Annotated in this window: 24 protein-coding genes; 14 read left to right on the plus strand and 10 right to left on the minus strand. The window is 64.8% G+C overall.

All coding sequences use genetic code 11. The annotated features are described in order from the left end of the window. Positions 1–2 precede the first annotated feature (2 nt). Positions 3–611, minus strand: coding sequence for an alpha/beta fold hydrolase (locus ACFWU5_RS19480; protein WP_379268166.1), 609 nt, complete (start codon positions 609–611; stop codon positions 3–5). 135 nt (positions 612–746) lie between these two features. On the opposite strand from ACFWU5_RS19480, the gene ACFWU5_RS19485 reads away from it, so the two are divergent. From ACFWU5_RS19485 to ACFWU5_RS19520, 8 genes are all read left to right on the plus strand, one after another. Continuing rightward, the gene (locus tag ACFWU5_RS19485) at positions 747–1952 is read left to right on the plus strand and encodes a transcriptional regulator (RefSeq protein WP_379239933.1); all 1206 of its coding nucleotides are present in this window, start codon (positions 747–749) and stop codon (positions 1950–1952) included. 101 nt (positions 1953–2053) lie between these two features. Then, positions 2054–3571, plus strand: a complete 1518-nt coding sequence (gene adh, locus ACFWU5_RS19490; protein WP_379239932.1) for an aldehyde dehydrogenase — start codon at positions 2054–2056, stop codon at positions 3569–3571. A 13-nt stretch (positions 3572–3584) separates the two neighbouring features. Beyond that, on the plus strand, positions 3585–3974 hold the full coding sequence (locus ACFWU5_RS19495; protein ID WP_379239931.1) for a DUF779 domain-containing protein: 390 nt from the start codon (positions 3585–3587) through the stop codon (positions 3972–3974). Between the two features lie 166 nt (positions 3975–4140). Beyond that, the gene (eat, locus tag ACFWU5_RS19500; RefSeq protein WP_379239930.1) at positions 4141–5619 is read left to right on the plus strand and encodes an ethanolamine permease; all 1479 of its coding nucleotides are present in this window, start codon (positions 4141–4143) and stop codon (positions 5617–5619) included. 73 nt (positions 5620–5692) lie between these two features. Beyond that, positions 5693–7105, plus strand: coding sequence for an ethanolamine ammonia-lyase subunit EutB (locus tag ACFWU5_RS19505; RefSeq protein ID WP_379239929.1), 1413 nt, complete (start codon positions 5693–5695; stop codon positions 7103–7105). Positions 7106–7161: 56 nt separating this feature from the next. Continuing rightward, a complete protein-coding gene (gene eutC, locus ACFWU5_RS19510; RefSeq protein WP_379240934.1) occupies positions 7162–7965 on the plus strand; it encodes an ethanolamine ammonia-lyase subunit EutC in 804 nt (267 codons plus the stop codon). A gap of 63 nt (positions 7966–8028) precedes the next feature. After that, positions 8029–8427: an NUDIX domain-containing protein gene (locus ACFWU5_RS19515; RefSeq protein ID WP_379239928.1), complete on the plus strand. Its 399-nt coding sequence runs from the start codon at positions 8029–8031 to the stop codon at positions 8425–8427. Positions 8428–8503: 76 nt separating this feature from the next. Continuing rightward, a complete protein-coding gene (locus ACFWU5_RS19520) occupies positions 8504–8692 on the plus strand; it encodes a hypothetical protein (RefSeq protein ID WP_379239927.1) in 189 nt (62 codons plus the stop codon). A gap of 384 nt (positions 8693–9076) precedes the next feature. Here ACFWU5_RS19520 and ACFWU5_RS19525 read toward each other — a convergent pair whose 3' ends face one another. The 4 genes from ACFWU5_RS19525 to mca form a co-directional block, all read right to left on the minus strand. Continuing rightward, the gene (locus tag ACFWU5_RS19525) at positions 9077–10234 is read right to left on the minus strand and encodes an amidase domain-containing protein (RefSeq protein WP_379239925.1); all 1158 of its coding nucleotides are present in this window, start codon (positions 10232–10234) and stop codon (positions 9077–9079) included. Next, entirely contained in the window at positions 10231–10551 is a 321-nt protein-coding gene (locus tag ACFWU5_RS19530) for a hypothetical protein (RefSeq protein WP_379239924.1), read from the minus strand. Before ACFWU5_RS19530 ends, ACFWU5_RS19525 begins: the two co-directional genes overlap by 4 nt. Positions 10552–10631: 80 nt before the next feature. Then, positions 10632–10880 carry a hypothetical protein gene (locus tag ACFWU5_RS19535; protein ID WP_379240933.1) on the minus strand — a complete coding sequence of 83 codons (249 nt, stop codon included), beginning with the start codon at positions 10878–10880 and terminating at the stop codon, positions 10632–10634. Further along, entirely contained in the window at positions 10880–11740 is an 861-nt protein-coding gene (gene mca, locus ACFWU5_RS19540; protein WP_379239923.1) for a mycothiol conjugate amidase Mca, read from the minus strand. The genes ACFWU5_RS19535 and mca overlap by 1 nt, the downstream gene beginning before the upstream one ends. A gap of 119 nt (positions 11741–11859) precedes the next feature. Here mca and ACFWU5_RS19545 point away from each other — a divergent pair, with 119 nt between their 5' ends. Then, positions 11860–12321: a DUF4307 domain-containing protein gene (locus ACFWU5_RS19545; RefSeq protein ID WP_379239922.1), complete on the plus strand. Its 462-nt coding sequence runs from the start codon at positions 11860–11862 to the stop codon at positions 12319–12321. Positions 12322–12546: 225 nt separating this feature from the next. Further along, positions 12547–13038 carry a transcription elongation factor GreA gene (gene greA, locus ACFWU5_RS19550; RefSeq protein ID WP_056813695.1) on the plus strand — a complete coding sequence of 164 codons (492 nt, stop codon included), beginning with the start codon at positions 12547–12549 and terminating at the stop codon, positions 13036–13038. A gap of 108 nt (positions 13039–13146) precedes the next feature. On the opposite strand, the gene ACFWU5_RS19555 is transcribed toward greA, so the two are convergent. Next, positions 13147–14289 (minus strand): cystathionine gamma-synthase, encoded by a 1143-nt coding sequence (locus tag ACFWU5_RS19555; protein WP_379239921.1) that lies wholly within the window; start codon positions 14287–14289, stop codon positions 13147–13149. 71 nt (positions 14290–14360) lie between these two features. Further along, positions 14361–15959 carry an MFS transporter gene (locus ACFWU5_RS19560; RefSeq protein ID WP_379239920.1) on the minus strand — a complete coding sequence of 533 codons (1599 nt, stop codon included), beginning with the start codon at positions 15957–15959 and terminating at the stop codon, positions 14361–14363. A 256-nt stretch (positions 15960–16215) separates the two neighbouring features. Here ACFWU5_RS19560 and ACFWU5_RS19565 point away from each other — a divergent pair, with 256 nt between their 5' ends. After that, on the plus strand, positions 16216–16794 hold the full coding sequence (locus tag ACFWU5_RS19565; protein ID WP_379239919.1) for a TetR/AcrR family transcriptional regulator: 579 nt from the start codon (positions 16216–16218) through the stop codon (positions 16792–16794). A gap of 63 nt (positions 16795–16857) precedes the next feature. After that, entirely contained in the window at positions 16858–18039 is a 1182-nt protein-coding gene (locus tag ACFWU5_RS19570; RefSeq protein ID WP_379239918.1) for an acyl-CoA dehydrogenase family protein, read from the plus strand. On the opposite strand, the gene ACFWU5_RS19575 is transcribed toward ACFWU5_RS19570, so the two are convergent. Next, the gene (locus tag ACFWU5_RS19575; protein ID WP_379239917.1) at positions 18032–18328 is read right to left on the minus strand and encodes a hypothetical protein; all 297 of its coding nucleotides are present in this window, start codon (positions 18326–18328) and stop codon (positions 18032–18034) included. The genes ACFWU5_RS19570 and ACFWU5_RS19575 overlap by 8 nt on opposite strands. Positions 18329–18555: 227 nt before the next feature. On the opposite strand from ACFWU5_RS19575, the gene ACFWU5_RS19580 reads away from it, so the two are divergent. Further along, complete coding sequence (locus ACFWU5_RS19580) at positions 18556–18921, plus strand: DUF6401 family natural product biosynthesis protein (RefSeq protein ID WP_379239916.1); 366 nt, start codon at positions 18556–18558, stop codon at positions 18919–18921. Positions 18922–18949: 28 nt separating this feature from the next. Here the strand turns inward: ACFWU5_RS19580 and ACFWU5_RS19585 are convergent, their stop codons facing one another. After that, the gene (locus tag ACFWU5_RS19585; RefSeq protein WP_379239915.1) at positions 18950–19753 is read right to left on the minus strand and encodes a hypothetical protein; all 804 of its coding nucleotides are present in this window, start codon (positions 19751–19753) and stop codon (positions 18950–18952) included. A 324-nt stretch (positions 19754–20077) separates the two neighbouring features. Here ACFWU5_RS19585 and erm point away from each other — a divergent pair, with 324 nt between their 5' ends. Continuing rightward, positions 20078–20902: an ErmE/ErmH/ErmO/ErmR family 23S rRNA (adenine(2058)-N(6))-methyltransferase gene (gene erm, locus ACFWU5_RS19590; protein WP_379239914.1), complete on the plus strand. Its 825-nt coding sequence runs from the start codon at positions 20078–20080 to the stop codon at positions 20900–20902. 64 nt (positions 20903–20966) lie between these two features. Here the strand turns inward: erm and ACFWU5_RS19595 are convergent, their stop codons facing one another. Continuing rightward, positions 20967–22187: a Glu/Leu/Phe/Val dehydrogenase dimerization domain-containing protein gene (locus ACFWU5_RS19595; protein ID WP_379240932.1), complete on the minus strand. Its 1221-nt coding sequence runs from the start codon at positions 22185–22187 to the stop codon at positions 20967–20969. Between the last annotated feature and the right edge of the window lie 135 nt (positions 22188–22322).

Below are 22322 nucleotides of genomic sequence, written 5' to 3' on the forward strand. Positions count from 1 at the left end.
CCTCAGAGCAGTAGTCGCGCCAGTTCGGCAGGTCTGGACATCATCACCATGTGCCCGCCATCGGCTTCGACCGGTTCGATCCCCAGCCGGGTTCGCACGAGTTCGCGCATGAAGTCGGCGGGGAAGAATCGGTCGTCGCGGAGCAGGATGAACCGGGTGGGCACGTCGGGCCAGGCCCCGAGGGGCCATGGCAGAGTCATCGGAGTTTCGGATTGGCCGCGTTCGTACTTCTCCGCGGCTGCCCGCTGCTCGTCGGTGAGCCCGCTGTAGAACACGTCGTCGTCGCCGGCGGTGCTGTGTCCGGTGGCAGCCCACCAGTCGCCGGGTGCCTCGCCGGGTGCCGGGATCATCGCCGATACCAACACCATTCGCTGGACCGGCGCCCGATCGCACACCAGCGGTGCGGTGAATCCGCCGAACGAATGCGCCACTACGACCACGTCCCGGCGCTCGCCGATCGCCTCGACCACCGCGTCGGCGTACTCCGCCAGCCCAGCGGAGTCGTCCTCGCTGGGCAGCGACACGGGTATCGCGTCATGACCGAGTCCGCGCAGTTCGTCGGCCACCTGACCCCAATACCCCGCATCGCATCCCGCCCCTGGGATCAGCATGAATGTGCTCATACACCTTGATACCAAGGGCCACCGACAACATCCGCGACTGGGGAAACTGCTGCTCAGCAGGGGCTGCTGGGGCATGATGGAGGGGCAGACTTTGTCGCAAAACTTCGAATAGGAAGTCCTGGGATGGTGCAGCTCACGCTTTCGGCGCAGCGGGCTGCGTTGGAGCGGGAATGGGCGCTGTGGGTGCCGGGTGGGGGTTCTGGCATCGGGAGTTCGGGGGTGCGCAGTGAGGTGGCGCAGTCTTGGTTGCGGTCGTTGAAGACCGTGGATCCGGGGCGCGATCATGCGCCGGTCAGTGAGACCGATATCGGGCCTAGGTGGGCGGAGTCGCCGTTGCGGGGGCCGGTGACGGAGTTGAAAGAGCAGTTGCACAGTGTCGCCGATGACGCGGGGTATGTCGCGGCGGTGACCGATGCTTCGGGGACGATTCTGTGGACCTATGGCGGGCCGGTGATGCAGCGGCGGGCCGAGCAGGTGAATTTCGCGCCGGGTGGGCGGTGGGACGAGGCGCATATGGGGACCAACGCGTTGTCGTTGGCGTTGCGGACCGATCAGCCGCATACGGTGTTCTCCGCCGAGCATTTGGTCGCGGCGCTGCATGGGTGGGTGTGTTACTGCGCGCCGATTCGGGCTGCCGATGGGACGTTGCTCGGGGTGCTCGACCTGTCGACGACGTGGAAGCGGTCGCATCCGCTGGCCATGGCGACGGTGCGCACGATGACCAGCGCGATCGAAGCGAAATTGCACGCGGCGGTGCCCGCGCCCGCCGGGATGCGGTTGACCTGTCTGGGGACGGGGCGGTTGATGCGGGACGGTCGGCAGATCCGGTTGCGGCCGCGGCAGCTCGAGATCCTGACGTTGCTCGCGCTCGATGAGGACGGGTACAACCATGAGCGGCTGCACTACGCGGTCTATGGGGATCGGGCGGTCGGGGCGAGCACGCTCAAGTCGGAGATGTCCTACCTGCGGCGCGCAACGGGTGGTGAAATCACCAGTCGCATATACAGATTCACTACTCCCCTGGCTTGCGACGCCGTAGAAGTACTGCACGCGTTGGAATCCGGCGATCTCGACGCCGCCGTGCGGCTGTATCACGGTCCGCTGCTACCGGATTCGGATACACCGGGCATCAGCGAATGGCGTGACTACCTCGAAGTCGCCATGCGCAACGCGGTCCTGAACAGCCCGGACGCGAATCACGCACTGGCATACGGCGAGTCCGCCCCCGACGACTTCGCCGTCCACGAACACGCCCTCGCCCTACTCCCCACCCGCGACGCACGCCGCGCAGTCGCCGCTGCCCGCTTGCACAGCGCGCTGCGGACATAACCGATTCAGTCTGATCGGTCAGGGTTCAACCCTTTATCAACCTCCGAGGCGGATAGTGATGGGCGTCACGATTCACCGGAATCAGCGAGGAGCCACCACCCATGATCTACGCCAAGCCGGGCACCGAAGGCAGCATCGTCAGCTACGCCCCGAGGTACGACAACTTCATCGACGGCAAGTGGGTGCCGCCGGTGGAAGGCCGGTATTTCGAGAACACCTCCCCGGTGGACGGGCAGCCGTTCTGCGAGATCGCCCGCTCGACCGCCGCCGATGTGGAACTGGCCCTGGATGCCGCCCACCGCGCCGCACCGGCCTGGGGTGAGACCTCCCCGACCGAGCGCGCCAACATCCTGAACAAGATCGCCGACCGGATCGAAGGCAGTCTCGAGGCCCTCGCCGTCGCCGAGACCTGGGACAACGGCAAGCCGGTTCGCGAAACCCTCGCCGCCGACCTGCCCCTGGCCGTGGACCACTTCCGCTACTTCGCGGGCGTGCTGCGCGCACAGGAGGGCGGCATCAGCGAAGTCGACCAGGACACCATCGCCTACCACTTCCATGAGCCGCTCGGCGTTGTCGCACAGATCATTCCGTGGAACTTCCCGATCCTGATGGCCACCTGGAAACTCGCACCGGCGTTGGCCGCGGGAAACGCGGTGGTGCTCAAGCCCGCTGAGCAGACACCGGCTTCGATCATGAAGGTCGTGGAGTTGGTCGCGGACCTGCTGCCGCCGGGAGTTCTCAACGTGGTCAACGGCTTCGGTGTCGAAGCGGGTAAGCCGCTGGCCTCGAGCCCGCGCGTGGCCAAGGTCGCGTTCACCGGCGAGACCACCACCGGCCGGCTGATCATGCAGTACGCCAGCGAGAACATCATCCCGGTCACCCTCGAACTGGGTGGCAAGAGCCCCAACATCTTCCTGGCCGACGTGATGGCCGCCGACGACGACTACCTGGACAAGGCGATCGAGGGGTTCGTCATGTTCGCCCTGAACCAGGGCGAGGTGTGCACGTGTCCGTCGCGCGCGCTGATCGCGTCGTCGATCTACGACGAGTTCATGGCCCGCTGCGTCGAACGCACCAAGGCCATCATCAGCGGCAACCCGCTCGACGAGGCGACCATGATCGGCGCGCAGGCCAGCAACGACCAGTTCGAGAAGATCCTGTCCTACATCGACATCGGCAAGAAGGAAGGCGCCGAGGTGCTCACCGGCGGCGCGGTCCGCAGCGTCGACGGGCTGTCCGACGGTTTCTACATCGAGCCGACGATCTTCAAGGGCACCAACGACATGCGCGTGTTCCAGGAGGAGATCTTCGGCCCGGTCGTCGCGGTGACCACCTTCGACTCCCCCGAGGAAGCACTCGAGATCGCCAACGACACCCTCTACGGCCTCGGCGCGGGCGTGTGGACGCGCGATATGAACGCCGCCTACCGCCTCGGCCGCGGCATCAAAGCCGGTCGGGTGTGGACCAACTGCTACCACGCCTACCCCGCGCACGCGGCGTTCGGCGGGTACAAGAAGTCCGGCATCGGCCGCGAGAACCACAAGATGATGCTGGATCACTACCAGCAGACCAAGAACATTCTGGTCAGCTACTCGCCGAACAAGCTCGGCTTCTTCTGATGGTGCGGCGCTGATGGTCGAGCGAGTAGCCCTGACGGACAAGGCGGCGGCGCTGCTGCGGGACTTGACCGGGCAACACGGCCCGGTCATGTTCCACCAGTCCGGCGGCTGCTGCGACGGCAGCTCGCCGATGTGCTACCCGCGCGGCGAATTCCGGGTGGGTGGCTCCGACGTGCTGCTGGGCTACCTACCCGGCGAGACGCCGTTCTGGATGAGTGCGGACCAGTTCGAATACTGGAAACACACCCATCTCACCGTCGACGTGGTGCCCGGCCGCGGCGGCGGATTCTCCCTGGAAGCCCCCGAGGGCGTGCGGTTCCTGATCCGTTCACGCCTGTTCACCGACGAGGAAACCGCGGCGCTGGACCCGGCGCCGCTGCCCACCGGCAACACCGTGCACTAGGTGATCTGAAACACGCGTAATCAGATCATTTCGGCAGGTCAGCGGTGCTGGATACGCACCGCTGACCTGGCCGATCCACGGCCGTAACAGTCGTCAACCATTCTTCAACCTTCGACCATCACCGTTGCGGCCGAACGCGCATTTGTTTGTTGATGAGGAGCACCACGTGAGTACAGAAGCCAGTCCCGCCACCGGCGAGGGCGCACCAGTCGACGACTACCTCGCCAAACGCACCCCCGCCACCGGCGAGGGCGCACCAGTCGACGACTACCTCGCCAAACGCACCCTGCGCAAGGGCACAGCCGGGTGGGTGCTGCTGGCCGGCCTCGGCGTGAGCTACGTGATCTCCGGCGACTTCTCCGGCTGGAACTTCGGTCTCGCCGAAGGCGGTTTCGGTGGCCTGCTGATCGCCACGGTCGTGATCGCGGCGATGTATCTGGCCATGGTGCTGGGCATGGCCGAGATGTCCTCGGCACTGCCCGCGGCAGGTGGCGGCTACACCTTCGCCCGACGCGCGCTGGGCCCGTGGGGCGGATTCGCCACCGGCACAGCCATTCTCATCGAATACGCGATCGCGCCCGCCGCGATCGCCACGTTCATCGGCGCCTACGTGGAATCGCTGAACCTGTTCGGAATCACCGACGGCTGGTGGGTGTATCTGGCGGTGTACGCGCTGTTCATCGGCATCCATCTGGCCGGTGCGGGTGAGGCGCTCAAGGCGATGTTCGTGATCACCGCGATCGCGCTGGTGGGCCTGGTGATCTTCGCGTTCGCGGCCGTGGGCAAGTTCGACGCGGCCAACCTGACCAATATCGCGGCCGACCCCGCGGCCACCGGGTCGTCGTCGTTCCTGCCGTTCGGTTACCTGGGCATCTGGGCCGCGATCCCGTTCGCGATCTGGTTCTTCCTGGCCGTGGAAGGCGTGCCGCTGGCCGCGGAGGAAGCCAGTGAGCCGGAGAAGAACGTGCCCAAGGGCATCATCGTGGCGATGCTGGTGCTGTGTGTCACCGGCGCGGTCGTGCTGTTCCTGGTGACCGGCGCGCTCGGCGCCCAGGCCGCGTCTTCCTCGGGAAACCCGCTGGTAGAAGCGCTGGGTGACAGCTCGATGGCCAAGGTGGTCAACTACATCGGCCTGGCCGGTCTGGTCGCCAGCTTCTTCTCCATCATCTACGCCTACTCCCGCCAGACCTTCGCCCTCTCGCGCGCCGGCTACCTGCCCACCGTCCTGTCGATCACCAACTCCCGCAAGGCGCCCGTGCTGGCGCTGATCGTGCCCGGCGTCATCGGCTTCGCCCTCTCGCTCACCGGCAAGGGCGCGATGCTGCTGAACATGGCCGTGTTCGGCGCGGCGGTGAGCTACGTGCTGATGATGGTGTCGCACATCGTGCTTCGCAAGCGTGAACCGAACATGCCGCGCCCGTACCGCACGCCCGGCGGCATCATCACCACCGGGTTCGCGCTGGTCATCGCGGCGGCCTCGGTGGCGGCGACCTTCCTGGTCGACCCGACCGCCGCGCTGTGGACGCTGGGTGTGTTCGTGGCCTTCATGGCCTACTTCGGGCTCTACAGTCGCAAACACCTGGTCGCCAAGTCGCCGGACGAGGAGTTCGCGGCGATCGCCAAGGCGGAATCCGAACTGGAGTAGTCGTCGAGGCCCGGCGGCGGCACGATCGCTGCCGGGTTTCGGCCGGCCGAGAAATCCTTGCGAAGGGGACCCGATGACCTTGTACCGCAGCACAATCGGCGTCACGACCCACACGTTCGACGGTCTGATCGAGCTGATGGCGAAAGCCACTCCGCTGCGCAGCGGCGACGAGCTGGCCGGTTGTGCGGCGGAGACCGATGCCGAACGTGCTGCGGCACAGTGGGCGTTGGCCGAGGTGCCGCTGACCACGTTTCTCGACGACGTGCTCATCCCCTACGAAACCGACGAGGTCACCCGGCTGATCATCGACAGTCATGATCGGGTGGCGTTCGCGCCGATCTCGCATCTGACCGTCGGAGGTTTGCGCGACTGGCTGCTCGCGGTCGCCGCGACCGAAGATTCTGCTGTGACTCTGGCGTCGGTGTCGCCGGGGCTGACGCCGGAAATGGTGGCCGCGGTCAGCAAGATCATGCGCAATCAGGATCTGATCGCGGTGGCCAAGGCGACCGAGGTGACGGCGGCATTCCGCACCACCATCGGGTTACCGGGTCGGCTGAGCACCCGGCTGCAACCCAATCATCCGACCGATGACCCGCGCGGCATCGCCGCTGCCACCCTGGACGGACTGTTGCTCGGCTGCGGCGACGCGGTGATCGGGATCAACCCGGCCACCGACTCACCGCAGGCCACCTCGGACCTGCTACACCTGCTCGACGAGGTGCGCTTGCGCTTCGACATTCCCACCCAGTCGTGCGTGCTGTCCCACGTCACCACGACCATCGGGTTGATCGAAGCGGGTGCCCCGGTGGATCTGGTGTTCCAGTCGGTCGCGGGCACCGAAGGCGCGAATACTGGCTTCGGCGTGAATATTTCGCTGTTGCGCGAAGGGAACGAAGCCGGGCGCTCGCTCGGACGCGGGACCGTCGGCGACAACGTGATGTACCTCGAAACCGGGCAGGGATCGGCGCTGAGCGCGAATGCCCATCTGGGCGTTGGTGATCGGCCGGTAGACCAGCAGACACTCGAAGCGCGCGCCTACGCCGTGGCGCGGGATCTTCAACCGCTGCTGGTGAATACGGTCGTGGGCTTCATCGGGCCCGAATATCTCTATGACGGAAAACAGATCATCCGAGCCGGGCTCGAAGACCACTTCTGCGGGAAGTTGCTCGGGCTGCCGATGGGCGTGGATGTTTGCTACACCAACCATGCCGAGGCTGATCAGGACGACATGGATACCCTGCTCACGCTGTTGGGCGCGGCCGGATGCGCGTTCGTCATCACGGTGCCCGGTGCTGACGATGTGATGCTGGGTTACCAGAGCCTGTCGTTTCACGATGCCCTGTATGCCCGCCAGGTCCTGAACCTGCGCCCCGCACCGGAATTCGAGGCGTGGCTGTCGGGACTTGGCATGCTCGACGCGAATGGTCGTGTGCGACAAGTGGAACCACTGTCGTCACCGCTACGTGCCCTGACGGCTACCCGATGAGCGCCCCGAGCCACCCCAACGAGCCCATCCACACAGAAGCGGAACCACCTGTGACGCTGCCGGACCTCCCGATCACCGTCGAGCAGGAGACGGAATCGCGTGTCGCCGAAGACTTCTGGCGCGACCTTCGTGGTAGCACGCAAGCCCGAATCGGCCTCGGCCGCACCGGCGACGCACTACCCACGACCGACGTCCTCGCACTGCGCGCCGCCCACGCCGCAGCCCGCGACGCCGTACACCTACCCCTGGACGTCGCGACCTTCACCGACCAGATCGCCGCACTCGGCCTCGGCACCCCGGTCGCCGTCGCCAGCCGGGCCGCCGACCGCGCCGAATACCTCCGCCGCCCCGACCTCGGCAGACTCCCCGACGACCTCACCGCGGTCCCCGACACCGGTGCCGACATCGGCTTCGTCCTCGCCGACGGCCTATCCCCCCTGGCGCTGACCGAACACGCCCCCGGCCTATTAGCCGCTCTCGCAACACAACTCGGCGACACCTACACCCTCGCCCCACCCGTCATCGCCACCCAAGCCAGGGTCGCACTGGGCGACCACATCGCCGAAGCCATGAACGTGCGCACCGTGCTGGTCATCATCGGCGAACGCCCCGGCCTCTCGGTCGCCGACAGCCTCGGCATCTACCTCACCCACCTGCCCCGTCCCGGCCGCACCGACGCCGAACGCAACTGCATCTCCAACATCCACCCACCCGACGGCCTCACCTACACCGACGCCGCCCGCGTGGTGGCGGGCCTGGTCGCGGGCGCGCGCGCACTGGGCCGCTCCGGTGTCGACCTCAAAGACACCTCCCGCGCCCTGACCGGCCCCGACACCACCGTCATCACGCCGGCACCGTGAGCTGACCCAGACACCAACGCGGTTCGACATGAACCGGAGCCGTTCGGTCCATACAGTGGACCCATGATCCGCACCGCCGCCCTCGCCCATGTCCGCGACCGCAGGCTGATTCAGACGCGCCCCGAAGGCAAGGATGTCTTCTATATGGCGGGCGGCAAGATCGACCCCGGCGAGACCCCTTTACAAGCGTTGCATCGCGAGATCGAGGAAGAACTGGGCGTGGGCCTGGAGGGAGTCGCCGAGTTCGGCATCTTCGAAGCGGAGGCCTTCGGACACCGCAGGAACACCGGCCTGCACATGACCTGTTTCCGGGCCGAACTCACCGGAGAACCCCACGCCACCGGCGAAATCGCCGAATTCCGCTACTTCACCGTCAGCGAGTACGCGGCCATGGAGCACGTCGCCCCCGGCTCGATGATGGTCTTCAAGCGCCTACACGAACTCGACCTGATCGACTGGTAGTTCGCCGAGGCAACGATTCAATCTCGGGCGAAACGATCGCACCACCTGCGGCGATTCCATCAGTGTGAACATGACGATGACCACCGCAGCAATGACCGCCTCCGAGCGCCGTGCGGCGCTGCGTCAACTCATCGCCCTGTTCGGCCTGATGAACACCATGATCGAACTCAGCAACAGCGGCGCGCCACGATCGGTGGCCGAACACGCCACCGCCGCCCGCGACCTGGTCGGCGAACTCGTCGCCGACCTAGCCGCAGCCCGCTAGCTCGACTTCGGAGCGGTCAAGCACAACCAGAGTTCAGTCGATAGAGATGAACCGTCCCGGTGTGGTCGTGGACGTAGAGCAACCATGGACTCTTCACACAACCCCTGGCAGAGTGCTCCACAGCGAACGGCAGGGGCCACATCCTGTCCGCCGACACCGGGCCGCCATACAACTCGGTCAATCGTCGGTACTCCGCACTACCCTCTGGCGCGGAATCCACACGGGTGTACATGACTTCATCGATCATCGGGGGTGGTGTCAGCATCCAGGTCCACGATCCGTAAGTGATCGATGCATCGACGACGAACACCAGTAGCACAAAACCGAGAACAGCGATCCCGAGCGAGATCAACACGACTCTCGATCTGTTCCCCTTCAACGGAATCACTGCTCCCCCGGGTAGTTCACTTTGATCATATGATATTTCACGGGAAATGAACTTTCACCGCCCTGCTGCAGCGACCAAGGTACTTGCTTACTATCTTTCGAGTGGTAGTCGACCACATCGGCCATGACAGTCTGCCCATTCGGCAATGTAACGGGCTTCTGCCCAACATAGATAGCGGTGTGGTTAATAGTGCCAGCGCTGGAGTTCGCCCCATCGCTCAGCTCATACTGGACGATGTCGCCCGGCTTCAAGCCCGCATTACTAAGAGCAAGTGGATCCACAGCTGCAGTAGTCGATGGGATTGTTCCGGTTTGAACGTCATTCCCGTTCGGCGTGCCAGACTTCGGGTCGTCGCGAGTCAAGTATTCATACATATTCGGAGCGCCACTCCACGTATGAGACTGATCCGAAACCAGCGTGTCATCGTCGTAATACCAGCGCCCATCGTCGGCTCGGTGCATCCGCGGCGCACCGCCATCACCTTCGTCATCGAATCCACCCGCACGAAGTGCCTGTGAAACAAAATTGGTGCAGTCGGAATCGCCGAAGTCAGGGTAGTCGGGGTTCCGGCCCATCGCCCACTCGTTCGCGTAGTCGACAGCCGCCTGACGCTCCGGCGACAGCGACTGCGGCCCTACGACGGAGCCGTTCGAAATCGGAGCCATGCGAAAAATGTCATCGATAGCTTCGCGAATTTTTACCTTCCACAGCTCATCTGAATCTGCAATAGTGGTTGCAAATCCAACCAAACTGCCGCTCAACTGCTGCGCTTCACTCTCGTCTTCCATGTTGTAGACAGTCCAGCCCTGGTCATTTCCTATGACGACGGGCTCGACCTCTCGCAGTTTAACTACTTGCTTGATCTGCTCGACAGAATATTCAATTGCTTGATACAACTTCAAGGTCGCATCTTCGAGGTTGTAATAGGCACTCGCAACCTCGCGCATGTCACGCTGCTCATGCTCCGCGCGATCGTCGGCCGAATTCCTGGCGGCTCCAGACCACTGGAGGTCATCATGAATTATCTTGAAGACGTAGTTCGACGACTGGAGAATCGAATTGCCGATCTTTCCCGCGTTCTCCGAGAACGATTTCAATGTCGAGATGTCCCATGACAAGACCTGATCGCGAGTGGGGATAACAGTAGGGCTCATCGATAGCTCGCCTTCGGCCCGTCAACCGAATTCATGTCAGCAAACTTGGACAATCGAGCAGCCGCATCGGCGTCCGTGTCAACATAAGCGGCCGCTGATACTTCCAACAGATTGCCCAGTTGTCCAATTCTCGATTTGAGGACAGTCTTCGCCTGGGTACTCGCAGCATCCGCGTCGATAAAAAGGGCCGCCGATGCGAGCCCGATCAGCCGAGGGGCGACCCCCGCGCCCCCGAGCGCGGTCCATTCACCTACCTTGTTGGACTCTTTCTTCAGTTCGACTGCGGCATCCCGCAGACTGGACGGATCGACCTCCACGACAACACCTTTCGATTGCGGACGCTCCGGACCTTACCTGCGTCGCCGTAATCGCTGGAGCGATCGGATGCACGATGTGGTTATCCCCCGTTGGGGGAAGCATCGTGAGGTGCTGGAGTGATCACGCCGGGTTCGGTGCCGTCGTCGGCCTTCTGGTCCGGTTCGGGGTGTTCGGGTTCGAAGGATTCGGGCAGGCCCTTGAGGTGCTTGTTCATCGAGCGGACCAGCAGGGCCGTGCCTGCCAGCAGGATCAGGATGACCAGCAGGCCGAGCGGGGAGGCCTTGCCGAATTCGGGGCCGGTGGGTTGCTGCGCGAGGTAGATCAACATCACCGGTCAGTGTCCTCGATGCCGGCGAACAGGTCCGTCTCCGGGATAGCGGTGGACACGCGTGTCTTGGCCAATTCGAACTCCTCGGTCGGCCACAGCCGCTGTTGCATTTCCAACGGGATCGCGAAGAACGCGCCGTTGGGGTCGATCTGGGTGGCGTGCGCGCGCAGGGCGTCGTCACGCTGGGGGAAGTATTTCGAGCATTCGATCTGGGTGGTGATCCGGCCCCACATGTCCTCGCGGCCGAACTCGCGCATCCGGTCCAGCCACTCCTGCAGCGGGAACGGTTCGCCGTTGGCCTCGTACTCCGCGGCGAACGCGGCCAGCCGCTTCACCGAGAAACCGTGGTCGTAGTAGATCTTCGACACCGTCCACGGCGGGCCCGCGTCGGGGAACGCCTCGGGATCGCCCGCGGCTTCGAAGGCGGCCATGGACACCTCGTGGCAGCGGATGTGGTCGGGGTGCGGGTAGCCGCCGTTCTCGTCGTAGGTCGTCATGACCTGCGGCTTGAACTCGCGGATCACGCGAACCAGCGCCTCGGTGGATTCCTCGAGCGGCACCAGCGCGAAGCAACCTTCGGGCAGCGGCGGCAGCGGGTCGCCTTCGGGCAGGCCAGAGTCGATGAAGCCCAGCCAGTGCTGCTTCACCCCGAGCGCGGCGGCCGCGGCGGCCATCTCCTCGCGTCGGACGTCCAGAATGCGGTCCAGGACACCGGGGGTGTCCATGGCCGGGTTGAGGATGCTGCCGCGTTCCCCGCCGGTCAGGGTCACCACCAGTACTTCGGCGCCCTCATCGGCATAGCGCGCCATCGTCGCGGCGCCCTTGCTCGATTCGTCGTCGGGGTGGGCGTGCACTGCCATGAGGCGAAGGCCACTCACTTCTCGTTCACCGTCGCTCTCGCTGCCGGGTGTCAGATGTCGTTCCCTATAGTTCCATCCGACCCCCTGTTTGTTCCGACCACCCCCGGGAGCGCGAACCGATGACCGAGCCCGCACCGGACTCCGCCGCGACCTCGGCCGCCGCAGCCGCGCGACACGCCGATCGCTACGGCACAAAACCTCCTGCGCGTCGCCTGTGGCTGGTGGTTTTGCTCGGTGTCGGCGTGCTCGTGGCCGGGTCCGTTGTTGCCTACCTGGGTTTCCAGAAATACGGCCCGAAGGCGGTGGAAACCGAACAGCTGGGTTACGTGGTCGTCGACGACAGCACCCTCGAGATGCGCATCAAGGTCACGCGCGACCACCCACAGCAGGCCGTGGTCTGCTTCGTGCGGGCCATGGATCGCGACGGCGCCGAGGTCGGACGACGCGAAGTGCTGGTGCCCGGATCGGATTCGACCAGCGTGCAGGTGAGCACTATGGTCAGGTCATCTGCGCGCGCTTCGGCGGGCGACATCTATGGCTGCAGCGACCACGTTCCGGGCTACTTACGCCTACCCGGCTAGCCTGACCTGCATATTTGTGAGACATGCTAAAATGGTCTGATACACGGTTCCGGGGTTCGGAGCCGTGTTTGCTGCATTGGCGGCCAGCGGTGCTGTTGGCGGGTTACGGGTTCACCCCCAGGATCGCTCCAGCCGTCGGGCTGGTGCATGTCCTCGCACAGGGGGCATCGCGCCGGTTTCAGGGAATCCCGGTTCGCCGGGAACAACTACTAGGGAGTGATCGAGATGACCGAGAATGTGACCTGGCTTACCCAGGAGTCGCACGACAGGCTCAAGGGCGAGCTCGACTCGCTCATTGCCAATCGTCCGGTCATTGCCGCCGAGATCAACGAGCGTCGCGAAGAAGGCGACCTCAAGGAGAACGGTGGCTACCACGCCGCGCGCGAAGAGCAGGGTCAGCAAGAGGCGCGTATCCGCCAGCTGCAGGAACTGCTGAACAACGCCAAGGTCGGCGTCGCCCCCACCAAATCCGGTGTGGCACTTCCGGGTTCGGTCGTCACGGTCTACTACGACGGTGACGAAGGCGATACCGAGACCTTCCTGATCGCCACCCGCGAAGAGGGCCTTGGCGCCACCGGCCTCGAGGCCTACTCGCCCAACTCCCCGCTGGGCGGCGCGCTGATCGACGCCAAGGTGGGCGAGACCCGCGAGTACACGCTCCCCAACGGCAACACCATGAAGGTCACGCTGGTCAGCGCGGAGCCGTACCACAGCTGAGTTCGTCTTCGAACCCACACGAACTGAACCCGAACGCAAGCGGCCGCATCCGGATCCCGGATGCGGCCGCTTCGTCATGTGTGCGTCCTTACTCAGCTCGAGCCCTGCTCAGCTCAGTGCCTGCTCGACGTCAGCGAGCAGATCGCTGATGTCCTCGATGCCGACCGACAGGCGCACCAGGTCGGCGGGCACTTCCAGCGCCGAGCCCTCGGTGCTGGCGTGGGTCATCGCGCCGGGGTGCTCGATCAGCGATTCGACGCCGCCCAGCGATTCGGCCAATGTGAAGATCTCCGTGCGCGAGCAGAACTTCAGTGCCGCTTCGCGTCCACCGGCCAGGCGCACCGAGATCATGCCGCCGCTGCGCCGCATCTGCTTCTGCGCGATCTCGTACCCGGGATGCGTGGGCAGGCCCGGGTAGATGACCTGCGAGATGGCCGGGTGGTTGGACAGGAATTCCGCGATGACCTCGGCATTGTCGCAGTGCTTCTCCATGCGCACGGCCAGGGTCTTGATGCCGCGCATGGTCAGGAACGCGTCGAACGGGCCGGGGACCGCGCCCGCGCCGTTCTGCAGGAACGCGAAATCCTTGTCGAGATCGGCGTCGTTGGTGATCAGCGCGCCACCGACCACATCGGAGTGCCCGCCCAGGTACTTGGTGGTCGAGTGCAGCACCACGTCGGCGCCCAGCGACAGCGGCTGCTGCAGGTAGGGGGTGGCAAAAGTGTTGTCCACGACCAACTTCGCGTCCGCGGCGTGCGCGATATCGGCCAGCGCCGGGATGTCGCCGATGCTCAGCAACGGGTTGGTCGGGGTTTCGATCCACACCAGCTTGGTGTTGGGGCGAATGGCCGCGCGCACCGCGTCCAGGTCGGCGATGTGGGCGGGCGAGTGCTCGATGCCCCACTGGCTGAACACCTTGTCGATGAGCCGGAAGGTGCCGCCGTACGCGTCGTCGGGAATCACGATGTGGTCGCCGGGGCGCAGCATCGCGCGCAACGCACAGTCGGTGGCCGCCATGCCCGAGGCGAACGCACGCCCGAAGCTGCCCGATTCCAGGGCGGCGAGGTTGGCTTCCAGTGCCGTGCGAGTCGGGTTGCCGGTGCGCGCGTACTCATACCCGCCACGCATCCCGCCCACGCCGTCCTGAGCGAAGGTCGAACTCGCGTAGATGGGCACGTTGACCGCACCGGTCTGAGGATCGGGTTCATATCCGGCATGCACGGCCCTGGTGGAGAATCCCAGCTCACTCATGGCCCCAGAGTAGATGGCCGGATTTGGATTATCGCGCAGGGGTTGCAATACGCGAAACGATGCGCGCATGACTAGGCGACCGACACGGGTTCGACGTTGCCACCGGGGACACCGGGTGTCGCGAGAGCTGCTTCGTCCAGGTCGCGGGTACGCAGAGTGAACAAGGCGATGAGGCCGGACAGCGTCGCCAGCGCTGCGGTCAGCAGCATCGCGTCGTGCATGCCGTTGACGAAGGCCGCTTCAGCGGCAGCACGGACTGGTTCGGCGATCGGCGCCGGGACCAGAGCGGCCGCAGTGCTCGGCCCGCCGGCCGAGACGACGTCGGCGATCTGGGACGCCTGACCGCCCAGTGCGCTCTTCGCGATATCGGACTCGGCGAAGTTGCCCTCGACTCGACTCTGGAAGAACACGCCGACCGCGGCGATGCCGATGGCGAGACCGGCCTGCTGGAAGGTTTCGTTGACCCCTGAGGCCATGCCTGCCTTCTCCGGGGTGGTCACCGCGATCGAGAAAGCCGCTCGTGGCGGGTTGAATACGCCCATGCCGAGTCCGATGAGAATCATCGCCGGAATCAGTGCGGTCCACGACGAATCCGCGTCCACGAGCAGGACCGCGAACAACCCGGCAGCGATCAGCAACTGGGAAGCACCGACCATGACGGCGGGTGCGATGGTGGCGACCAGTCTGCCGGCGACCGCCGCGGCAACGAACAGAAGCAACGTCAGGGGCAGGAACCGTACACCGGTCGCAAATGCGCCGTATCCCTGCATATTTTGCATATAGGCGATGAGCAGGAACAGCGCGGGCATCACCGAAACCGCGCACAGTGCGGTCACGACCGAAAGTCCGTTGAAGGTGCGATTGGCAAACAGGCTCAGGTCGAACATGGCCCGGTCGGGGCGCGAGATCTGGGACCAGGTGAACGCGGCCAGCAGCACCACCGCGACGGTGAAGTAGCCGAGAATCGCGGCGCTGGTCCAGCCGTCGTCGTGGCCACGCAGGAAGCCGAGGACGAGGAAGAACAGGCCGAAGGAGAAGGTGACCATGCCGATCCAGTCGACCGGTGCCGCGGTGGCGCTGCGGGATTCGCGCACCGTGAAGTAGCCGATCGCCAGGGTGACGATGGTCAGCGGCACGTTGATCAGGAAAATCCAACGCCAACCGAAGCTTTCGGTCAGCGCGCCGCCGATCAACGGGCCGAACGCGATGGCAAGCCCGGCCACAGCCCCGAAGACACCGAAAGCCATGCCGCGGTCCTTGCCGCGAAATTCGTGACCGATCAGAGCAGGTCCGACTGCGAACAAGATGGCACCACCGAGGCCCTGCACGAGGCGGGCGACGATCAGGACGGTGTCGTTCGGTGCGAGGCCGCAGGCCAGCGAAGACACCACGAACACGACGAGTCCGATGACGAAGACCAATTTTCGACCGAGTCGGTCAGCCAACGCGCCTGCCGCCAGCAGAACGGCGGCCAGGCCCAGCGCGTAGCCGTCCAGGATCCACTGTAGGGCAGTGAAACTGGCGTCGAAGTCGGCCCGAATGTCCGGAAGAGCGACATTGACCACGGTCAGGTCCAGCATCAGCATGAACGTCGCGAGTGCGACGACTATCAGGGTCCATGGTGCGCTTGCGGATCGTTGTGCCTGTTGGGCAATTTTCGTAGTTGTCACGGTGTTTCTTTCACAGAGAAATGGGCCGCGATCGTGCCCTGTATGGGCGCGGCGGGAATAGCGGAAATTCATGTACGCGCCAGGCTGCCACTGACAGATTCGGCACCGAAAGCGCCGGTCACGGCATTTCTATATTTGTGGAAATTCCCCTGAACCCCTTTGCTCGTCGAGCATCCGACGCGTTTACGCAACGGTAGTTATCGTTCGATAGGTTGTCAACGCCAGTCGCTGATCAGGTGGATGGTAGATTCGTTGTGTGGCAACCAGATTGAGCGCTCAGGACCGTCGCGAGCAGATCCTCCAAGCCGCCGCACGCGCGTTCTCACGTGGCGGTATGGCCGGGACGAGCACCGATGATGTCGCGCGCGAGGCCGGGGTGTCGCAGCCTTATGTCGTGCAGAAGTTCGGCACGAAGATCGACCTGTTCGAGGAGGTGTTCGATCGCGCCACCGCCGCGGTACTGGCACGGTTCGCTGTCGAGCTGAACGATCCAGAAAAAGCGGAATCGGCTCAGGTCTGGGACAACCTCGGTGCGGCCTACAGTGAATTGGTCGCCGACCGTGACGTACTCATGGTGCTGTCGCAAGGCTTCTGCGCCGGGGCCGCCTATCCCCAGATCTCGCGTTCCGCACGCGAGTTCATGTCGACACTGTTCACCACACTGATCACGCGCACCGGCTGCACACCACAGCACGCACGCGAGTTCATCGCCAACGGTATGCTGCTCAATGCCCTGTTGTCCATGGACGCCATGGGGCACGTGAACGACGATCCCGGGCTGGCATCGCTGGCGGAGTGCGCGAGGGAATGCGATTTCGGCGGATCCGCGATCTGAGTGGCGTCGGCGGTGTGCGAAGAACGGCGAACACCGCGCAACCCTGCCGATTAAGCTCACGCCATGGTCACCGTCGAAGAGCTGTTCGCCATTGATCCGTTGCTGTCGTCCGAGGAGCGCGAAATCCGGGACACGGTGGCGCGATTCGGGGAACGTCGGCTGCGGCCGCATATCGGTGACTGGTTCGAGCAGGGGACGTTTCCGGCTCGGGAGATCGCGCCGGAGCTGGGGAAGCTCGGGTTGTTGGGGATGCATCTCGAGGGGTACGGGTGCGCGGGGGCTTCGGCTACCGCTTATGGGCTGGCGTGTCAGGAATTGGAAGCCATCGACTCCGGGGTGCGCAGCATGGTGTCGGTGCAGGGGTCGCTGGCGATGGCGGCTATTCACTTCTTCGGGTCCGAGGAGCAGAAGCAGCAGTATCTGCCCGCGATGGCGGCCGGTGAGGTGATCGGGTGCTTCGGGCTGACCGAACCGGATTTCGGGTCCAATCCCGGGGGGATGCGCACGCGGGCGCGGCGCGACGGTGACGACTGGGTGCTCAACGGGTCGAAGATGTGGATCACCAACGGGTCGGTGGCCGATATCGCGGTGGTGTGGGCTTATGCCGACGAGCCGGGTTCGGACAAGCCGCGGGTGCGTGGGTTCCTGGTGCCCGCGGGCACGCCGGGGTTCACCACGCGCGAGATCCATCGGAAACTGTCGCTGCGCGCATCCATCACTGCCGCACTGGATTTCGATGATGTGCGGTTGCCCGCCGATGCGGTGCTGCCGGAGTCGCTGGGGTTGAGTTCGCCGCTGGCCTGTTTGAGCGAGGCACGGTTCGGGATCATCTTCGGTGCGCTGGGCGCGGCACGGGATTGCCTGACCTCGGCGATCGAATATGCCCGCACGCGTGAGGTTTTCGACAAACCCCTCGCCGGCTACCAGCTCACGCAGGCCAAGTTGGCGGATATGGCCTTGGAGCTGGGCAAGGGGCAGTTGCTGGCGCTGCATCTGGGGCGGTTGAAGGATCGCCATGAGATCACTGGTGAGCAGATCAGTGCCGGCAAGCTCAACAGCACTCGCGAAGCCCTCGAGATCGCGCGTGAGTGCCGAACGATCTTGGGCGCCAATGGCATTACGCTCGATTACCCGGTGCTGCGGCATGCGAACAATCTCGAGTCGGTGCTGACCTACGAAGGCACCGCCGAGGTGCACCAGCTGGTCATCGGCAAGGCGCTCACCGACGCCAACGCGTTCAGGTAGTCGGCGCGGGCCGGATCAGACCACCGGCGAAAGCCAGCGCCAGCGCGGCGACGACCACCGTCAGCACGGTCAGCGCCAGCGGCACGGTGATCGCGGTGGAGACGCCCGCGGCGGTGAGAGTAGCCACACCTCCGCAACCCCAGATCAAGGCGGCGGTGAAGCGGCCGAGCACCGCCGCGTAGGGGGTGTGCAGCATTTCCGCGATGCCCGCGCGGGCCGAATACCCCGCACTAGCTGCGATGATCGGGTTCATGCCGAGCAGCTGAACGGCCGAGTCGGTGGCGTGCACTGCGGATCCTTTCGCTCGCCGAGCTGGTTTGCCGAAAGTTGTCTACGGATGGTTATACACGCCCAGAATCCAACGGCGGGCAGGTTCGCGCAACTTCTCGGACGCGTCGACCGCACCTCGCAACCAGGATGATCGACAGTCTCAATGTTGCTGCATGTTTGCTGAAATGATCATGATCGTGAAACAGTCGAGTTTCATATCGTGGTGCCGATTGCTACTATCCGAGGGTGTTTTCGCCCGGTCACGCGTTGCTCGAAATATCGGCATTGCGACATCTTCGACAACTGAATATCGACTACGGGATTCCCGCGACCGCCGCCGCGGCCACGTATCCGGCCGTGCTGGCCGAGCTGGATCAGCACGCCGCCGCGGTGCGTGACATTCTCGAATTCGGCGTCGAGGATTCGGCGCGGATTCCGCTGCCCATTCTGCTCGCCGGTTATGTTCGCGGGCTGCTCGACGGGGCCGACGAATTGTGTTCGGCCACACCGGAAAGCTGGCACGACGCCGAGTGGTTGCCGATGCGATTGGCCGCTGTCTGCCAGCACGCGGCTGCTGCGGCGAGCGCACGGAATCGGCGCCCCGCCACGTGATCGTGACGGAACGCCGGCGCCGGTTGGTTTACCTGGCCTCGGGTGCTCCCCCAGCGGGAGTCACCCATTCGGTGGTCTGCTCGGTGCTCACGCCGGTCTGCTGCCGCGCCACATCCTCACGACCGCGCTGGTAGGCCTGCGCCTGTCCCTTCATCGCGGGCATCTCCGATTCGAGATTGCCCAACCAGCTGCTCCACCGCTGTTCCATGGGCCTGACCAGGCCACCGCCCACACCCACGACCAGGATGCCGCCGATGGTGGCCAGCACCGCGATCAGGATCGGGGTGGTCACCGAGGTCGCGACGCCGATCTGATTCAGCGCGGCGATGATGCCGATACCCCAGATGAACACCGCCGCGATCTTGCCCAGCATGGTCCCGTAGGACAGCCCGCCCAGCACATTGGTGACCAGTTCGCTCACCGCGCGCGCGATGGCGGCGGCGATCACCACGATCACCATCGCGACGGCGGCCTTGGGCAGCCAGGCCACGATGCTGGTGAGTAGTGCGCTGACCGGGTTCGGTCCGAACACCGCGAAACCGACCTGCAGCGCGATCAGCAGGATCGCGTAATAGGCGAGCTTGGCCAGAATGCCGGACGCGTCATATTTACTGCGCGACAGCATTTTTCGCAGCTCGCCGCGTTCGACCAATTTATCGAACCCGACCCGTTCCAGCACCGCCTTGACGACCTTGGCGACTACTTTCGCGATGATCCAGCCGACGAGAAGAATGGCGACGAACGCCACCGCTTTCGGGACGAACTGCGCGACCGAACTCCACGCGTCGGTCAAGCCCTGCTGGAAATCAATCGCAACGACGGAGGCTTCCACAGCGCACTTCCTTTCGCTCTTCCCGCCCGATTACCGAGTATGTCTACCGGGGGATACCCGGGAAAGGTGAGCCAAACCATCCGATAACGAGAAATTTGCTCGACCGAAGCCGACTTGTCGCCCGCACCGGCCCGGAAAATCGGTTGTGCCGCCGTCGGGGCGCTTCCTAGAGTCGATGGCATGTCGTGTCACTTCTTCATCCGCATCCGCCACTACCGGGCTCTGGCCCGCTAGCGGACGCGGATAACTTCATCGGCGTCCACCGGCGCGCCCAGGGCCCTTCGAGCTTGCATCCGACTCGAAGACCCGAAGGGGCACACTGCCGTGGCGCAGGATTTCGCACATCGAAACTACTCACACACTCAACGCAAGGTCACCGGTCGCGGTGGCGGTCGCACCACCCGTGATCACGCGAGAAGGGCTCTGTCGCAGAACTTTCTGGTCGATCATGCGGCGGTCGCCGCGATCGTGGCGGCGGCCGATCCGGCGGGGATCATTCTCGAACCCGGTGCGGGCGAAGGCATTCTGACGCGGGCCCTGGCTCGACGGAGTGCGCAGGTCACCGCGTACGAGATCGATCCGCTACTGGCGGCCAAGCTCTCGGCGCAGACACGTTCCGACGACGGAATCCGTGTTGTCCGTGGTGATTTCACCAAGGCCAAGGCTCCTCGCGAACCTTTCGCCGTCGTAGGCAATATCCCGTTCTCCGCCACCGCCGACATCGTCGACTGGTGCCTGACCGCCCCCACCCTGACCTCGGCCGCCCTGCTCACCCAACGCGAATACGCCCGCAAACGCACCGGCGACTACGGCCGCTGGAGCCTGCTGACCGCAACCACCTGGCCCTGGTTCACCTGGAACCTCCGCGGCCATATCCCCCGCACCAGCTTCCGCCCCATCCCCTCGGTGGATTCCGCGATCCTACAAATCACCCGCCGACCGGAACCCCTTGTCCACCACCATGATTCCTACACACACCTGGTACGAACCGCCTTCTCCGGAATAGGCGGCACAGTCCGCGCGTCCCTACACACCCGCTACCACGGAGTCGACGCGGCAATGACCGCCGCCGCCATCGACCACAACACCGTCGTCGCCTACGTCCACCCGGATCAATGGGTGAAGTTGCACTCGATACTCACCCAGTGACGCGGAGGTCGGTGCTGCCTGCTGTTTGCAACGGCAGCACCCACGTCCCCGCGGCGGTGCATTCTCAGGGGATGACGACCGGGGTGGGGGGTGGGGTGGGGGTGGTGGACCAGTGGTGGGCTGTTTCTCGGGGGGTGGTGTGGTTGTCGGTCCAGGGGGTGAGGAGTTGGGCGACTTTGGTGTGCATGGTGGTGCGGAGGCGGTCGAAGGAGGTGGCGGGGGTGTGGTCTACCTCGCCGAGTAGGAGCCACCAGGCCCAGGCGACCGCGCCTGCGTTGGCTACGAAGTCGGGCAGGACCGGGATGTCGCGGGCGGCGAGCATGGCTTCGGCTTCGGGGGTGGTGGCGGCGTTGGCGGCTTCTACGATCACGCGGGCTGTGATGTCGTACGAGTTGTCGGGGGTGATCGCGTACGAGATCGCTGCTGGGACAAGGATGTCCACGTCGGCGGCGATGATGGCGTTGCGTGGGAGTTGGTCGATGCCCGCGGGCAGGCGGGTGCGGTCGATTTCGCCGTAGCCGTCGCGCAGGTCCAGCAGGGTGGGGATGTCGAGGCCGGCGGCGCAGTAGAGGGTGCCTGCGGCGTCGGCGATCGCGGTGATCTTCATGCCGGCTTCGTGCAGGTAGTAGGCCGCTGCGCCGCCCATGGTGCCGATGCCTTGGATCGCGGCGGTGGTCTCGGCGGGGGCTTGGCCCCATTGCACGGCCGTGGCGAGGCAGGCGTGGGCGACGCCGTAGCCGCCGATGACGTCGCCGAGCAGGAAACCGCCGTCGACCGCGGCGTTGAGTCCGTTGCGAACTCGCGTCAAAGTTGCTGCGGGGTCAGCGGATCGGCGGATCGCGGCGTGGAAGCTCTGGCCGAGATGGAGCTTTTCGAAGACCGCGTCGATCAGGTGTTGGGGGACGCCCAGGTCCTCGGCGGTCACCCAGTGCGCGTCCAGCCAGGGGCGCATCGCTTCGCAGAAGCGTTCCAGAACTTCCACGGCGCGTGGGTCTTTGGGGTCGAAGTCGATACCGCCCTTGGCGCCGCCGATCGGCAGGTCGAAGGTGGTGGTCTTGTTGGCCATACCGCGGGCGAGATCCTCGACCTCGCTCAGGGTGCAACCGGGTCGCATACGGGTGCCGCCGGTGGCGAGGCCGCCGCGCAGGGTGTGGACGACGAGGTAGCCGACGGCGTCGGTGTGCGAATCCGTCCAGTGCAGGCGCATATATGGTTCGCTGCGGCGGGTCGTGGGTATTACTGCCGTATCGGTCACCTGCGGCGGGCCTGCGCCCGGGTCCAGCATCGTCATGGTGCCCACCTCCTCGTGCGTGGCGTGTGGACCTCGTCGTCCCGGTAGACATCAGCGTGCGTCACCGGTGCGCGCGCGTCTATTTACTGTTCGTTCACGCCACCGTTCACCGTTGCTGCACAGTGTCAC

It is taken from the genome of Nocardia sp. NPDC058640 (assembly GCF_042716995.1).
Taxonomy (GTDB): domain Bacteria; phylum Actinomycetota; class Actinomycetes; order Mycobacteriales; family Mycobacteriaceae; genus Nocardia.